Annotated in this window: 3 protein-coding genes (1 of these 3 running past the window's edge); all 3 read right to left on the bottom strand. The window is 42.2% G+C overall.

The features are described from left to right. Nucleotides 1-3: 3 nt before the first annotated feature. Tightly spaced (each overlapping or abutting the next), the 3 genes in view from S4054249_RS23775 to S4054249_RS23765 form a layout consistent with a single transcriptional unit that may run on beyond the window. Nucleotides 4-7,311, bottom strand: coding sequence for a non-ribosomal peptide synthetase (locus tag S4054249_RS23775; protein WP_052961099.1), 7,308 nt, complete (start codon nt 7,309-7,311; stop codon nt 4-6). Next, nucleotides 7,312-10,821, bottom strand: coding sequence for a non-ribosomal peptide synthetase (locus S4054249_RS23770; RefSeq protein WP_069949109.1), 3,510 nt, complete (start codon nt 10,819-10,821; stop codon nt 7,312-7,314). Further along, nucleotides 10,818-17,102 carry the 3' portion of a non-ribosomal peptide synthetase gene (locus S4054249_RS23765; protein ID WP_069949108.1) on the bottom strand. It continues 513 nt past the right edge of the window, so only the last 6,285 of its 6,798 coding nucleotides appear in the window; its start codon lies beyond the right edge, outside the window; it ends in the stop codon at nt 10,818-10,820. Before S4054249_RS23765 ends, S4054249_RS23770 begins: the two co-directional genes overlap by 4 nt.

Here is a 17,102-nt window from a genome sequence, read left to right as displayed (position 1 = left end):
GCTCTATGTATACAAAGCACTGCTAGCTGCATCTTCCTCATGGCTTAGTTTTAGGTTTATTACTTCTTGACCAAAATCGTCTATCAATAACTCCCACTCTGATTCATTCAGTAAAAGCTTATGCGCCACGACAACCAAATAAAAATGACCAATTTCATCACTCGTCCACGTGAAGCGGATCAAAGGTCCATGCTCTTGTGCCACCTGCTCCATCAGTGACGCAGCCATATCAGTCAAATGCTCTTGAAAAGTACATGCTTGCTCTGTGTATGTGATCTCATGTAACACCCGCTTCATTAAGTCTCGGTTTACCGGCAAATAACGTTTGCTAAGCAGCAAGTTATTAAGATTTTGGCTGCTCACGCTGTTTTCACTCTCTATGGAGACAGTCAGCGCTTTATCACTTTTCAATAGCTGCTTAACTTTATGGCGGATATGAGTTTCCGTTGTCGTCTCATCAAATTTGATGATCGAATACCAACACTTGTCATGCCGTTTAAGTGAAGTAAGGTGCGCATCCGCTGAACAAACTACCAAACTCCTTTCAGATAAAGGTGCCTCTTTGACGATTGATGCTTCAGCAGGTTCACTATTTTTAGAGGCCACTACTGCTAGGTCTGAGATAGTTTGATACTTCATGAAGTCCCCAACATTGAGTTTCAAACCTTTTTTAGCTGCCGCAAGTACCATTTGTACCGAAGTAATGGAGTTACCCCCCAAACTATAATAATTGGCAGACGTACTAATCATCTCAGCTTCAATGCCCAATACATCTGCCCAAATTGAAACCAGCATACTTTCTGTATCGGTCTCTGGGGCAACATACTCACCTTGCAATTCAACCCCGTTGGGACTTGGTAAGGCTTTTTTATCTATTTTACCATTGGGTGTTACAGGCCACTTGGCAATGTTAATTAGGTTACTTGGCACCATATAGCTTGGCAACACGTCTTGTAAGATTGCGAACAGGCTATGAATAAAAGTCTCATCATTGGCTATTGCCGATACATCCATCGGCTTTACATAACCCACAAGCTGCTGCCGCCCTCCGACCTCTTTTGCAACCACTTGGGCCGATTCTACTTGTTCTTGTTCACACAACAGAGCCTCGATTTCACCAAGTTCGATCCTAAAACCACGGATCTTTACTTGGTCATCAATACGCCCTAAGAAAGCTAAATTGCCATCCGCTAAATAACGTACTAAATCACCGGTTTTATAAAGCTTTTTAGAACTCATAGGGTTACTTGGATCAAAATATGGGTTATCAATAAAACGTTGTGCAGTTAGCTCAGCGCGATTCAAATAACCTCTGGCCAAGCTTATACCTCCAATATGCAATTCACCCACACAACCTAATGGCTGAAGTTGCCCAAGTTCATTTAACACAAAATGACTGTAGTTACCTAATGATCCACCAAGCTTTATACGACCAAACTCAGCTTGTTGACGATCAACTTGATTCACTAGCGACCATATGGTTGCTTCAGTTGGCCCATAACAGTTCCATAATTGATAAATACGAGGTAATAGAGATTGCGCTAAATTAATGGGGAGCGCTTCTCCGCCAGTCAAAGCTACCAAGTCAGGCTTTCCAGACCAGTCGTCATTCACTAACATTTGCCACGTCGCAGGCGTTGCTTGCATGCAAGTTATTTCCTTCGATGTGAGCAGCGCTGATAATTTGCGGGGGTCTTTCGTCTCATCACTTGGAGTAAGTACCACTTGACCACCATATGCTAAAGGCCCAAACAGCTCTAGCCCCGCAATATCAAACGCAATGGTTGTAACCGCTAGCAGTTTATTCGGCCAACTAAATACTCCAGGTAACCTATCAGCCATCCCAACAACATGGTTGACTAACGCCTGATGTGTAATCATCACCCCTTTGGGTTTGCCAGTAGACCCCGATGTAAATATCATATAGGCAAGTGATGCCTCATTATGAGCAGCCCTACGAGCAATATTCGTAGCAGGGTTACCTGTCAAAACATCTATCAATTTATCACTTTCATAAAGTGTTACCCCATCAACCGCTAAGCTCGTGACCAACGTTGAATGTGTGATTAAATGCCTTAGATTTGTGTCTTCGAAAATATGGCTTAATCGCGCAGATGGGTACTCGGGATCCAATGGTATATATGTTGCTCCAGCTTTCAAGATGCCCAATACACTCACCACCATATCAATCGAACGAGGTAAACATATCCCAACGCTTTGTTCTACTTGAACACCTTGTGAAATGAGATAGTGTGCAAGTTGGTTTGCACGTGTATTTAGTTCTCGATAAGTCAGTTGCTCTCCCGCATACTCCAAGGCAATGGCATCAGGACGCTCAGCAACTTGCTGCTCAAATAACTCATGCACACATTTGTCCAAGGGGTACGCCATCGCCGTATCATTAAGCGTATTTGTCAAATAATCAAACTCATCTGATGGAATTACATTTAAAGTCGTAATACACGTCTGTGGAGAAGTGCTCAAATGCGCTGTTAATTCTGCCAAAGCTTTTTGCATATAGCCCATTACTCGATTGACATCAATGGAAGGGTCAACCTGAAAATCAAGCGCAAAGTCCTCGCCAAGGTCATCAACACTCAAATTAAATGGATAGTTCGTTCTTTCTTGAGATGAAATGAGCTCAATACTCTGCTCTTGTTCTATATCTTGTACATCAGATGATTCAACAGACCCAGAGTGTCTGAAGTTGAGCATAGCGCTAAAAAGTGGCGAGTTATCAGGTACTCCACTACAACTTTGTGCCACTGCCAAAGGTGTTTGTTCAAATGGCAGCAACGCTTGTAAGTAGCTCTGTATATCACTGACAAAATCAAGTACGCTCTTTGAATTCAACTGGGCACGCACCGGTAGTGTATTGATAAACACACCAAGCATTGACTCAGTGCCAGCTAGCCCTTGTAAACGACCAGACATAACACTGCCAAACACAACATCTTGTTTGTTGCTACACGCAGCTAAAACTAGGCTATATGCAGCATGAAAGAGGCTCGCAGGACTCAACTTTAATTGTTTTGCAAGAGTTCGGACTTGCTGCGCTATATCGTGAGGAACTAGCTCTATCAACTCCTCCATATCCGCACCATTGCTGCGTATATCGGTCAAATCAAAGGGGGCTGTAGAGGATTCAACGTCCCCTAAAATCGATTTAAAGTGGGCTTCTGCTTGCTTAGTCTCAAATTGATTCGCTGTGTAGGCAATAAAGTTCCTATATGGTTGCACTGGTGCCAATTTATCAGCCATGCCCGTGTTGAAAGCATTCAACTCTCGCTGCACGATATCTAAAGAAACATGATCAGTGATCATATGATGCATCTGCAGTAATAGATAACTTTCTTGTTCATTTTTGCGAGCTATTTGCAACTGAAATAAAGGAGCCTGTGATAAGTCTAGCCACTGCTGTTCTGGCCGACTTTTTTCAAGCATAACGGTCTCAACATCTACTCCTTCTGGTATGTCTAACCATTTTACAGGGACTGACGCCTCCTTACAGACAACTTGCACAGGTTTTGACAACCCATCATGCAGTACCATGGTTCTTAATACATCATGTCTTTGTATCAAAAAACGCATCCCATTTATAAAATCATCTAAAGCGGCCTGATTCTTTATTTTAAAAAGTAATGGGGTAACATACGGATCATGGGCTTCACTGATTAAGTGCGTATATAATATGCCTGCTTGTAAAGGCCCAAGGGGATAAATATCTTCTATATTAGCCATCCCTTTTGGAACTTGCTTAGCAATGTGATAAATTTCTGCTTCTGTTAGATTCACTAAGGGTAACATATCAGGCGTAATATGCTCGCAATGCTCAGGGATCAAATTCTCCGGAACCTCAAAAGAGACGGCATCACGTTGTGCAAAATAAGCATCATTCAGGCTTGCCAATGCTTTCAAATTGGGTGCCGTAAACACATCCTGAGCTTGAATATGCAGGTCATTACTCGACGCCAACCCAATCAACTTCATTATCAGTAAAGAGTGCCCGCCTAATTCAAAGAAGTTTGCGGTCACGCTCAAGGTATCCGACTTAATATCTAACAGTTCAGACCAAATTTCAGCTAGTATTTTTTCAGTCCGCGTTACAGGTGCTACATACTCTCTTTGTAATGCATAGCTCTCTGGCTGCGGCAATGCTTTTCTATCTACTTTACCATTGGGCGTTAATGGCCAATCAGACACCACCAATAATATACTCGGTACCATATGCTCAGGCAATTGGCTTGATAAACTGGCTTTCAATTCAGATATAAACGTCGAATGCGCACCTTCTTCTACCTTGATACTCGGTCTCACATAGCCAACAAGTTGCTGACTACCCGCTAACTCTTTCGCAAGGACCAGGGCTGAGTCAATATTAAGCTGCTGCGCAAGTTGAGTCTCGACTTCACCCAGTTCAATTCTGTAGCCACGGATCTTAACCTGGTGATCGGCGCGACCAATATACTCCAAGTTACCATCGGGTAAACAACGCATTAAGTCGCCCGTTCGATACAATCGTTTAGAGCTGCTCGGTTTGTGCTCATCATAAAAAGGGTTATCAATAAATCGTTCTGCGCTCAATTCAGCGCGATTTAGATAGCCTCTAGCAAGCCCATTCCCACCAACATAAGCTTCACCAACAACACCTTTAGGTGTTAAGTTCATATTTTGGTCAAAAATTATAATACTTTGATCAGCTAAAGGCTTCCCTATATGAATTTGACCACTTGATATATCCTCCACCTTCCGATACGTAACATGAACGGTTGTTTCTGTGATGCCATACATATTGATGAGCGTCGCTTGCGTGTAAAAGCTCTCCTCATTGAACCACTGTTGAACGTGGTGACTGAGCAATGCTTCACCACCAAAAATCACTTTCTCCAAACTTGGTAATGTTAGCTTACTCTCTGAAAGATACTCTACCAACGCTTTAAATGCGCTTGGCGTTTGATTTAGCACTGTCAAACCATGTTGGTTAAATGAATCTACTATTAAATCGAAATCTTTGACCGAATGGCGACTTAATATAATTAATTTTCCTCCAAATGCTAGGCTTCCCCACAATTCCCAGACGCTAAAATCAAAGGAAATGGAGTGAAATAGGCACCAACAATCATTACCATTAAATCCAAAATCATCCTGCGTCACCGAAAATAGACGAAGCACATTTTGATGAGTTTGCAGTACTCCTTTTGGTCGGCCAGTCGACCCTGACGTATAAATCACATACGCCAAATGAGAACGTGTAAGGCCTAATGCGCATTTATCTAAGTTTTGCTTAGAGTAGTTTTGATAAATAGTTACATCTTCTAAATCGATAACATGGCCAGAGTACTCTGCAAGTACTTGCCCCGCTGAGGCATGACTTACGATGGTTTTAAGTTCAGCGTCGCTTATCATGTATGCCAAACGTTCTTGCGGATAGCTTGGATCTAAGGGGACATAAGCGCCACCCGCTTTAAGAATACCTAATATCCCAATAACGGTCTCTAGTGAACGTTCAACATATAAACCAACCAAGGTATCAGGCTTAACGCCCTGAGTCTCAATTAAATAATGTGCCAACTGGTTTGCTCGTTCATTAAGCGCTTGGTAAGTTAGCTGTGCTCCTTCGAACACCAACGCCACACTATCAGGGTTTTCATATGCTTGCTGCTCAAAGAGTTCATGAATGCACTGCTGCGTCGGTTGAGAGGTCGTAACATATTCGCTCTCAGTCAGTAAAAACAGCTCTTCTTCTTGCGATAAAATTGGTAATTTATTGGGCTGTATATCACTCTGATATACATCACTTAGCGCAGTCAATAACCGACAAAAATGTTCGTTCAACCTTTGTATATTTGCTTCATCAAACAAACTTACATCATATTTCCAAGAAACTTCTATGCCCTCATCGCCAATATGCATACTCACATGTAAGTCAAATTTGGCTTGGATCATATCTGACTTATATGGCGCAAGCGTTATCTCAGACAGTTTAACCGCATCTGAATCACGATCGAGACCATAATCAGTATTGGTGGTCAAAACGATTTGAAATAGAGGAGTATGAGCTGTGCTTCTGGATACTTTTAAACGTTCAACGAGTTGTTCAAAGGGGACGTCTTGATTTGATTGCGCGCCTAGATGAACTTGCCTAACATGCGCAAAATAATCACTGAGTGTGGCGTGTTCGGTGTTTGTTCTCAGTACTAAAGTATTCACAAAAAAGCCAATTAAAGGGGCTAACTCTTCTTGCAATCTATTGGCGATAGGTGTGCCAATCACGATATCAGAGCTATTGCTATGTCGAGATAATAATAAGGACAATGCCCCATGCATTAACATAAATGGGGTAAGCTGGAATCGCTCTGCGAGCACTTGTAGCTTTGAACTGATTTCAGATGATAAAGTACCGTAAACAATCGCACCTACGTGCTCCTTCACCTCTGGACGAGCATAGCTCAGTGGCAAGCTATGAAGTGGTGATATTTCATCAAGCTGGTTGGCCCAATAATCTAGCTGTTTATCTAATGCTTCACCAGATAAGTTTTCCCGCTGCCAATGAGCATAGTCTGCATACTGGATTTCAAGTTTGGGTAAAGGGCTTTGTTTACCATCACTAAACGCTTCATATAATTCGAAAAACTCTCTAGAGAGTACTTCCATCGACCAACCATCAGAAGCAATGTGATGCATATTAAATACTAACACCCCAGTGTGTGATCCCGTGCAAATATAGCTTACGCGTAACATCAAATCTTGGGACAAATCAAATGGCTTTAGCGTATCATTTTCGACATATGCCGCTACTTCATGAGATTGTATCTCACGCGTGAGATGGCTTAAGTCTTTTACGTTTATCGCGAAATTGACCTCTGACATCGAACGAACTTGTTGCATTGCTTCACCATGAACTTCCTGAAATACTGTTCTCAATACTTCATGACGCTCAATTATCTGCGTAAATATATCCGTCACCAGCGAAAGGTCTAATTTTCCTGTCACCTCGTAAGCAGTCGGCATATTATATTCAGGAGTCCCGCCTTGTAGCTGGTCGATAACCCACAAACGCTGTTGAGAAAAAGACAACTGCATCAGCTTGTTATCTCTTGGTTGCGCAGTAATCGTATTGGTATTACACGCAGCACTACTTCCTAAATTTGACAGATACTCAATGAGCTCAATTTTATTGTCTTTTATTAAACTTGCAAGCTCACTGGTAAGCACCCCCTTAGGGTGCTTAGCTTTTAACTTTGAATCACTATCTAAATATATATCAATATCGAAACTAGAGAGATATTCTACAATTTGATTTGGGTTCATTTAAAATTCTACCTCTTCTAAATCACTTTCATGATGCTTAGATAACCGCTCAGCTAATTCAGATTTAATTAACACCTGCTCGCAAAGTTCAGCAATCTCTTTCACATTAGCGTTATCGTACAGCTTTGATATGTCTAAACTCACTTGGAGTCTTTTCTTCACCATTGCAATCATCCTAATGACGAGCAGCGAGTGCCCACCAAGCGCAAAAAAGTTTGCCGTTGTGCTGACTTTCTCTAGTTCAACCCCTAGCAACTCTGACCAAATTTCAGCTAATGCCTGCTCAGTTTCGGTCTCAGGTGCAATGTACTCACCTTGTAATAAACTGCCATCAGGTTGAGGTAGCGCTTTGTTATCGACTTTGCCATTGTTTGTTAACGGCCATTGCTCAATCACCATCAACACATTTGGCACCATATAATCAGGTAATTTACCGGACAGCCCCAACTGCAACTCGGTGAGAAAAGCTGTCTTAGCTGCTTCGTCTAACTCTCTATTTGGTCTCACATAACCAACTAATTGCTCACTCCCTGTCAGTTCCGTAGTGATTACTAAAGCGGAATCCACTCCTTCGAGATCTGTCAGTTGGGTTTCTACTTCACCCAGCTCAATCCGATAGCCTCGTACTTTGACTTGATCGTCTACTCGACCTATAAACTCGAGTACACCGTCACTTAACCACCTAACTTGGTCACCCGTTTTGTACAAGGTTGCCGATTGCACCTGCGCTTGTATTTGTGCCGATAAGGTCTCTGCTTTTATAAACTGCTGCTGAGTGAGCGTATCACGATTAATATAACCTTGTGCTACACCTGCTCCTGCAATATACAACTCTCCAATACCACCTATCGGTTGTACTTGTAGCTGCTCATTTAACACAAATAACTGCGTGTTTTGAATCGGCAGACCTATTGGTACTGCATAAGACTGCGCTAACGCATCAACTTGGTCTGCGCTGTCTACTCTGTAAGTCGAACAACCAACCACTGTCTCTGTAGGACCATATTCGTTGATAAAGCTTGAATTTGGTAGCCGTAATTTCTTCCAGTTTGACAAAGTACTTACTGTTAATTGCTCACCTCCAATAACCAGTATATGCGCCGCATTACATACTTGACCGTTATCCAATTGCTGCTCTATCGCATTCAAATGGGCTGGCGTTAATTTAAACATGAGGTTTTGAGATGCAAACAACCTATTGCCAAGCTGTTCAAGCATTGCATCACCATTTCCAAGCAATAGCACTGACTTACCACAACACAATGGAGACAGAATTGAAGTCACCGTCGCATCAAAACAAAGTGGTGTACACACTACCGCTCCCTCAATCCTGTCTTCCATATACTCTGTCAGCGTGTGCTGAACATAATTGAGCAGCCCACTGTGCGTGACTTTCACCCCTTTGGGTTTGCCCGTTGAGCCGGATGTATACAGAACATATGCTAATGAGTCTGGCGCCGCTATACGTACTTCCTCTAGGCAAGTATCGTAATCCGATAACCAATCGCTGTTCCCGAACACAGGCTCAACTACCATAATATCTAGGCTTGGTAATGGGAATCGCTCAACCAAGGGTTGCTCAATCAACACCAATTCAACGTCGGCATCTTCACAAATGAAATCTATACGTTCTTGCGGATATGATGCATCTAGCGGTACGTAACTGGCACCCGTTTTTAACACTGCCAACATTGCTATTAGCTGCTCAAAACCACGCTCAAACAGTAAGCCGACCCGTGCACCTTCGTCTAACTCACATTCAATTAAATAGTTTGCAAGCTGATTAGCTCGTGCATCTAGTTCCGAATAAGTTAGTTCCTTATCATCATACACAATGGCAACTTTAGTGGGGTTTTCTCGCGCTTGTTGCTCAAATAATTCGTGTACAGCCTTGTCTTTAGGATAGCTCACCTTAGTGTCATTCAGCTCACTCAATAAATAGTGTTCTTCCGTTTGTGACAACACGGGTAAACTCGACGGAGGTATCTCACTATGCTTCACTTCACTAAGCGCTACTAGCAACTGACATAAATGTTCATTTAATTTTTGAATAGATGCATCATTAAACAAACTCGTATCATACTTCCAAGTGATCCCAACACCTGCACTACTCATGTTCATACTGATATGTAAGTCAAATTTAGCCTGCACCATATCAGCCTGATATGGTACCAGCGTCACACCAGATAACGCCATCGAATCTAGGCTGCTGTCACTGTCTATTCCGTAATCAGTACTGGTAGTCAAAACAATTTGAAATAGCGGGGTGTGTGCGGAACTTCTAGGAATTTTTAAACGTTCAACCAGTTGCTCAAAAGGCACGTCCTGATTCGATTGCGCACCTAAGTGGACCTGTTTGATATGCTCAAAATACTCAGATAGACTGCCCTGATCAGTTTGGGTTCTCAACACCAACGTATTTACAAAAAAACCGATTAAAGGCGCAAGCTCCTCCTGTGCTCTATTAGCTGTTGAGGTACCAATGACAATATCTGCATTATTACTATGGCGCGCTAATAGCAAAGATAATGCGCCATGCAGTAACATGAAAGGAGTAAGCTGGTGCTGTTTTGCCAGCGCAAGTAACTTTTTACCAATGCTTGCTGGTAAGTCGCCTTGAACAACTGCACCAATATGTGACTTGACCTCTGGGCGTGTATAACTTAAAGGTAAGCTGTGTACGGGAGGCACTGCATCCAAATGCTCTACCCAGTAATCTAACTGCTTATCCAGCGCTTCTCCCTCTAACTTCGTATGCTGCCAATAAGCATAATCTGCATATTGAATTTCAAGATCAGGCAAAGGATTTGGCAAACCTTGTATCAATGCTTCATACAAAGCAAAGAACTCCTTGGTAAGCACTTCCATCGACCAGCCATCAGAAGCAATATGATGCATATTAAATATTAATACACCTGTGTCAGCACCTGTTAGAATATAGCTAACACGCAGCATCAAATCTTCAGCCAAATTGAATGGTTGCAAAATATCACTTTCTACAAATTCATTCACAGCCTCCGATTGCGCCTCATGCTGGAGATGACTAAAGTCGATCTCGTTTATGCCGAAATCTACTTCAGTCATAGGGCGAATTCGCTGTTTCGCCTCACCTTGTACTTCCTGGTACACTGTTCGAAGAACTTCATGTCGAGCAATTATTTGAGTGAATACCTCTGTAACAAGTGCAAGGTCTAACTTTCCTTGAACTTCAAAAACATTAGGCATATTGTACTCTGGCGTACCTCCTTGCAGCTGGTCAATAAACCATAAGCGCTGTTGAGCAAAAGATGGTGAGCACAAACCACTCAGGTGATTAGCTTCAATCTTAGTGGCCGCAGGCTGATTCGATTGCTCTTTTAACCATTCGACAATGCGACCTTTATTGGTTTTAATCGCGTTAATTATCTCTGGTGTTAGCCTTTCCTTTTTGCCAATTATCTTTAAATTCTCAGCATCATCTAGCTTTAACTTAACGCCAATACTATACAACTGCTCAAGAAGTTCATTCATATTAATAGCTCCACTTCACCCTCTAAGGTCTCATCACTCACATTGCTAAATTTTATTTTTAATGATTCACTATCTATTTTTTCAGCAATGCCTTTTACACTTGGATTATCAAACAGTCGTGACACGTCAATATTGACATCAAACTTTTGCTTAATAATTGAAAACATACGAATAACAAGTAACGAATGTCCACCTAATGCAAAAAAGTTTGCTGTCGTACTGAGCTTAATTACATCAATCTCTAATAGCTCTGACCAAATTTCAGCTAAGGCCTGCTCAGTTTCGGTCTCAGGTGCAACGTACTCACCTTGTAATAAACTGCCATCAGGTTGAGGTAGCGCCTTTTTATCGACTTTGCCATTGTTTGTTAACGGCCATTGCTCAACCACCATCAACACATTTGGCACCATATAATCAGGTAGCTGACTAGCCAACGTCGTTTTTAATTCTGATATATATGTCGCTACATCAACTTCATCTAACTCAATGTTCGACTTCACGTAACCAATCAGTTGCTGACTACCAGCGATTTCTGCAGCCATGACTAGAGCAGACTCCACTCCTTCGAGATCTGTCAGTTGGGTTTCTACTTCACCCAGCTCAATCCGATAACCTCGTACTTTGACTTGATCGTCTACTCGACCTATAAACTCGAGTACACCGTCACTTAACCACCTAACTTGGTCACCCGTTTTGTACAAGGTTGCCGATTGCACCTGCGCTTGTATTTGTGCCGATAAGGTCTCTGCTTTTATAAACTGCTGCTGAGTGAGCGTATCACGATTAATATAACCTTGTGCTACACCTGCTCCTGCAATATACAACTCTCCAATACCACCTATCGGTTGTACTTGTAGCTGCTCATTTAACACAAATAACTGCGTGTTTTGAATCGGCAGACCTATTGGTACTGCATAAGACTGCGCTAACGCATCAACTTGGTCTGCGCTGTCTACTCTGTAAGTCGAACAACCAACCACTGTCTCTGTAGGACCATATTCGTTGATAAAGCTTGAATTTGGTAGCCGTAATTTCTTCCAGTTTGACAAAGTACTTACTGTTAATTGCTCACCTCCAATAACCAGTATATGCGCCGCATTACATACTTGACCGTTATCCAATTGCTGCTCTATCGCATTCAAATGGGCTGGCGTTAATTTAAACATGAGGTTTTGAGATGCAAACAACCTATTGCCAAGCTGTTCAAGCATTGCATCACCATTTCCAAGCAATAGCACTGACTTACCACAACACAATGGAGACAGAATTGAAGTCACCGTCGCATCAAAACAAAGTGGTGTACACACTACCGCTCCCTCAATCCTGTCTTCCATATACTCTGTCAGCGTGTGCTGAACATAATTGAGCAGCCCACTGTGCGTGACTTTCACCCCTTTGGGTTTGCCCGTTGAGCCGGATGTATACAGAACATATGCTAATGAGTCTGGCGCCGCTATACGTACTTCCTCTAGGCAAGTATCGTAATCCGATAACCAATCGCTGTTCCCGAACACAGGCTCAACTACCATAATATCTAGGCTTGGTAATGGGAATCGCTCAACCAAGGGTTGCTCAATCAACACCAATTCAACGTCGGCATCTTCACAAATGAAATCTATACGTTCTTGCGGATATGATGCATCTAGCGGTACGTAACTGGCACCCGTTTTTAACACTGCCAACATTGCTATTAGCTGCTCAAAACCACGCTCAAACAGTAAGCCAACCCGTGCACCTTCGTCTAACTCACATTCAATTAAATAGTTTGCAAGCTGATTAGCTCGTGCATCTAGTTCCGAATAAGTTAGTTCCTTATCATCATACACAATGGCAACTTTAGTGGGGTTTTCTCGCGCTTGTTGCTCAAATAATTCGTGTACAGCCCTACCTTTAGGATTGTCCACGACAGTATTGTTTAACGTACAGGTAAGATAATTTAACTCTTCTGTAGGCAACACATTCAGTGCATCTACAGATGTATCAGGCGCATTTGCTAGAAGCTCTGTTACGCCAGCAAGTGCAGTCTGCATGTAAGCCATCACACGGCCCACATCAACAAGCGGATCCACCTGAAAATCTAAAGCAAAACCAACACCAAAGTCATCAACAATTAAGTTAAATGGATAATTACTTCGCTCCTGCGAAAAAATTAATTCAATATCGCGCTCTTCGCCTTCATTCGGTATTTCGACCGACTCATCCATTGCTGAATGTCGGTAATTTAGCATTGCACTAAATAATGGCGAGTTATGCTCCACACCGCTACAATTTTGTGCCAGTGTGAGTGGTGTTTGCTCGTAAGTCAGTAAAGTTTGCAAATAGTCATGGATATCACAAACAAATTCCAATACCGTCTTTGACGCGAGTTGAGCACGAACAGGCAGAGTATTCATAAAAATACCAATCATTGACTCAGTACCAGCTAGTCCCTGCAAACGGCCTGACATCACACTCCCAAATACAACGTCTTGCTTATTACTACATGCAGCAACAACCAAGCTAAATGCAGCATGGAAAATACTTGCTGGGCTTAGTTTTAACTGCCTTGATAATGTTCGGATAGTTTGTGCCAGCTCATCTGAGACAGGTTCAACAAGCTCGTCAATATCCGCACCATCATTACGTATGTCCATCAGGTCAAACGGGGCTGTAGGCTCTTCCACATCACCAAGCGTTGCGGTGAAGTGTGATTCAGCTTCCTGCTTATTTGACTTCTCTGCGGTATATGCGATGAAATTGCGGTAAGGGCGCACAGGCTCTAACATATCACTCTGCCCAGCATGAAACGCATTGATCTCTCGCTGAATAATTTCAAGAGAAACATGATCGGTGATCAAATGATGCATTTGCAATAGTATGTAATATTCATGCTCACTCTGTTGGGCTACCTGCAGCTGAAATAAAGGCGCTTGAGATAGATCTAACCACTGCTGCTCTGGAGAGCTCCTTTCAAACATCGCAGCTCTGACATCAGTACCTGTAGGCATATCCAACCATTTAACTGGTAAAGAGACATCTTTACACACTACTTGCACCGGCTGTGACAACCCCTCATGCAACACCATTGTTCTGAGTACATCGTGACGCTGAATTAAAAAGTTCATCCCTTCTAAAAAGTCATCCAATGCAGTCTGATTATTTACTTTAAATAATAATGGCGTTACATATAAATCATGCCCTTCACTTATCATATGCGTATATAAAATGCCCGCTTGCAACGGTCCTAGAGGGTAAATATCTTCAATATTTTTTACACCTTTAGGGACTTGCTGAGCGATATGGGAAATTTCTTCATCGGTTAAATTCACCAGAGGCAACATATCCGGCGTGATCTGCTCACATTGCTCAGGAATTAAATTGTCTGGCACAACAAAAGCAGCCGCATCACGCTGAGCAAAATGGGTATCATTCAAGTTTGCCAATACCTGTAGATTCGGGGCAGTAAACACATCTTGTGCTTCAATATGAAGGCCCTGATCGGTTGCCAAACCAATGAGTTTCATTATAAGTAATGAGTGGCCACCAAGTTCAAAGAAGTTTGCTGTCACACTGAGTTTATCTGCATTAACATTGAGTAGCTCAGACCAAATTTCAACGAGTGTTTTTTCTGTTTGTGTTGTTGGGGCTACGTATTCTTTTTGCAACACACTCGCATCAGGTTCTGGCAACGCTTTTCTGTCTACTTTACCATTTGGTGTCAACGGCCATTCATTTACAACAACCAGTATACTTGGCACCATGTACTCTGGTAGTTGATTTAATAACCCTGACTTTAATTCTGACACATAAGAGGCATGGGCAGAATCATCAAGCTTAACTTTCGATTTTACATAACCGATCAGCTGTTGGCTGCCTGTTAACTCTTTAGCCATTAAGAGTGCAGACTCAACACCTTCTAGCTTCAAAAGCTGGGCTTCTACCTCACCGATCTCTATCCTAAAACCACGTATTTTCACTTGATCATCGACACGGCCAATAAACTCTAAACTTCCGTCTGGAAAATAACGTACTAAGTCACCTGTTCGGTATAGTTTTTTCGAGCTATTCGGTTTGCATTCATCATAAAAGGGATTATCAATGAAACGTTCTTTGGTTAATTCTGGCCGGTTTAAATACCCTCTGGCGAGCCCATTACCACCAACATATAACTCTCCACCTCCTCCTTTGGGGGCTAGCCCTTGATGCGCATTGAGTATATACAACTCAGTATTCATCATGCTCTGTCCAATCGGTATTGACTCGTCTGTTGTATATTTCTTCTTGTTGAGCTTGTGAAAACTACATCCGATAGTCGACTCAGAGGGACCATAGTGATTGATCAGCTCACTGTGTGGAAATAAATCATAAAAATCGTTTACCAAACTGGGATCAAGTGCTTCACCACCAATAACTAATGTATGAGCACCTTGCACTTTAGATACTCCTAGTTGCTCCACTATAATCTTCAAATGCGAGGGGGTCAGTCTGATTAACTTTGCTTTATCATTTGCTGTTAGTTTCTCGATGCAATCACCTATCACCCCCTCATTGTTAATGAGTTCAACACTCTTTCCATGTAATAGCGGTAAATAAATACTAGGAAGGGTTAAATCAAAGCTCAATGATGAAATAACCAACGATCCGGTCAGGCTGGACGAGAAGTAGCCATCACTGTTGGTCATCATATAGTCAAGTAAACTTTTTCGCTCGATCATCACCCCTTTTGGTTTGCCTGTTGAGCCAGAAGTATAAATAACATATGCAAGGTGAGAGGAAGTGAGACCCAATGACGCTTTATCAAGGTTTTCTGTACTGTAATTCTTGATAATCGTTTCATCATTAATATCGATGAGATAACCAGAATAGGTTTCTAATGCATGTTGTGCCAGTTCATTACTAACGATGGTGTCTAGCTTGGCGTCTTCAATCATATAGGCTAAACGATCACTAGGATACTTAGGGTCCAATGGCACATAGGCCCCTCCCGCTTTTAGAATACCCAATATGCCAATTAGCATTTCCACTGAACGTTCAACACACAACCCGACTAACGTGTCAGGTTTTACATCTTGCTGCTGGACTAAGTAATGGGCTAATTGATTTGCTCTGGCATTAAGCTCGCCGTAAGTTAACTGCTCAGCTTCGAATACCACAGCGATATTATCTGGACTCTGCTGCGCTTGCTGCTCAAACAGCTCATGAATACAAGACTCATTTGAATACTCCATCACTCTATCATTAAGTTCCACTACCAAATGATGGGCTTCTTTTTGTGATAGCATCCCCAAGCTATGCGGCGGAATATCACTATGCGTAACTTCACTGAGCTCAGTTAATAATTGGCATAAATGTACATTTAAGCACTGAACATAAGCTTCATCAAATAAGCTCACATCATACTTCCAGAAAACTCCAACTCCTTCATCACTGATACTCATATTAATATCTAAATCAAACTTAGCTTGTATCTTGTCGGATTCATAAGGTAAAAGTGTCACATCAGACATGGCAACCGGAGCTGGGTCGTTAGTCACCCCATAATCAGTGCTCGTTGATAATAAGATCTGGAACAAAGGTGTATAAGCAGTGCTACGTGGTACATTTAATCTTTCAACAAGTTGCTCAAAAGGGACATTTTGATTTGCCTGTGCCCCTAAGTGTACGTCTTTGATATGAGAAAAGTATTCTGACAACGTTTCATGCTCAGTATCAGCTCGTAGCACGAGTGTATTGACAAAAAAGCCTATTAACGGAGACAACTCGTCTTGCAAACGATTCGCAACTGGCGTACCGATCACCACGTCAGAGCTATTACTATGCCTTGATAATAATAAAGATAATGCACCATGTAAGAGCATAAATGGCGTTAATTGGTGCTGCTTAGCCAACGCCTGTAATTTTTGCCCAACCGCTGCGGGTAAACTACCATGTACACCAGCCCCAACATGCTTCTTCACCTCTGGACGTGAAGAAACCAATGGTAAACTGTGCACAGGAGGTAGTTCATCTAGTTGCATAGCCCAATAATCTAACTGAGTATCTAACACCTCACCAGTGATATGATTACGCTGCCAGTGCGCATAATCTACATATTGGATTTCCAACTCTGGCAGTGGACTTGGCTGGCCTGAACTAAAAGCTTCATATAAAGCAAAAAACTCTTTGGTAAGGACTTCCATAGACCATCCATCAGATGCGATATGATGCATATTAAAAATCAACACACCAGCATCAGTTTCTGTATGAATATAGCTCACACGTAACATCACATCTTGGGCCAAATTAAATGGCTCCAATAGATC

This window comes from Pseudoalteromonas luteoviolacea (genome assembly GCF_001750165.1).
GTDB classification, from domain to species: domain Bacteria; phylum Pseudomonadota; class Gammaproteobacteria; order Enterobacterales; family Alteromonadaceae; genus Pseudoalteromonas; species Pseudoalteromonas luteoviolacea_G.
Note: the sequence above shows the minus strand (reverse complement) of the source record. Positions and strands in the feature narration are given on the sequence as shown.

Excerpts from the sequence above, each read along its gene's own strand:
- S4054249_RS23775 (WP_052961099.1), bottom strand. The coding sequence starts at position 7,311 with ATGAACCCAAATCAAATTGTAGAATATCTCTCTAGTTTCGATATTGAT.
- S4054249_RS23770 (WP_069949109.1), bottom strand. The coding sequence starts at position 10,821 with ATGAATGAACTTCTTGAGCAGTTGTATAGTATTGGCGTTAAGTTAAAG.